General features: G+C 55.6%; 1 protein-coding gene. It reads right to left on the bottom strand.

Going from position 1 to position 1,328, the window contains the following annotated elements:
• Positions 1 to 352: 352 nt before the first annotated feature.
• A partial coding sequence (gene eno / locus H5U08_RS19025; protein WP_297036808.1) for a phosphopyruvate hydratase occupies positions 353 to 1,328 on the bottom strand: 976 nt, incomplete at its 5' end.

Genomic DNA, 1,328 nt, shown 5'->3' with positions numbered 1-1,328 from the left:
GCGTATTGAGAACCAAAATCGAGAACCAGAATTTTTTCGTCAGTAACGCTCATCGTGTTCTGTGATCACCGAAAGGAAAGACACCCCACCTACTTGCCCTGTCCCAGCCTCGCTCAGGCAGTGGGAAGGCATCGGCCGTTGCTTCTTCATGCCGCTTCAATCCGCCACCCCTCACAAATGGGCCAAGCGGAAAATGAAGCAAGGCGCTCCCTCGGGAACGCCTTGGATTTTTACAGGATTTTTTTCAGCTCATCGGTTACCGGAGAACATCCCGGGGTGGGTTCTGTTTTTCCCACCCCGGAAACAAGGATCTCCTGCCCATCCGCCACACAGTACTGCGGAAAATGAACAACTATTTCTTTTTCCGGGGGAACAACTTACCGCCGTAAACGGCCCCGGAACCAAGTTCCTCTTCGATCCGCAGTAACTGATTGTACTTGGCAATCCGGTCAGTGCGGGATGCAGACCCCGTCTTGATTTGCGCCGATCCAGTGGCCACAGCGAGGTCGGCAATGGTAGTGTCCTCCGTCTCGCCGCTGCGGTGGCTGATGACGAACGTGTAACCCGCCCGGCGTGCCATGTCGATGCATTCCAATGTTTCTGTCAACGTACCGATTTGGTTGAGTTTGATGAGGATGCTGTTCGCGACACCCGATTCGATACCCTTTTGGAAGATCTTGGTGTTGGTCACGAACACATCGTCCCCGACGAGCTGAACCTTCTGTCCCAGCCGCTCTGTAAGCAGGGCCCAGCCGTCCCAGTCATCTTCCGCGCAAGCATCTTCGATCGAGCAAATGGCATACTTGTCGATCCAGGAGTCAAGCATTTCAATGACCGCCTGAGCGGACATCTCCTTGCCCCCGATCTTGTAGACACCTTTCTTGCCTTCCACGGCCAACTCACTTGCCGCGATATCAAGAGCGATGAAGACCTGCTTGCCCAGTTCGTATCCGGCCTTCTCAATCGCCTCGCGGATGCACTCCAGGGCCTCTTCGTTACTTTTCAGATCGGGAGCGAAGCCACCCTCGTCGCCGACATTCGTGGACAGCCCGCGGGCTTTGAGCACCTTTCGTAAATTGTGGAAGATTTCGCAGCCACAGCGGATTGCGTCCTGGAAACTGTCAAAGCCCAGGGGCATGACCATAAACTCCTGGATGTCGACGTCGTTATCCGCATGGGCCCCTCCGTTGAGGATGTTCATCATCGGCGCCGGAAGAATGCGTGCGCCAACACCCCCCAGGTAGCGATAAAGGGGAAGATTGCAGAATTGAGCAGCGGCCTTGGCCACGGCCAGAGAGACGCCGAGGATGGCGTTGGCACCTAGTTGA

This window comes from Thermogutta sp. (genome assembly GCF_014359955.1).
In the GTDB taxonomy this organism is placed as follows: Bacteria; Planctomycetota; Planctomycetia; order Pirellulales; family Thermoguttaceae; genus Thermogutta.
Note: the sequence above shows the minus strand (reverse complement) of the source record. Positions and strands in the feature narration are given on the sequence as shown.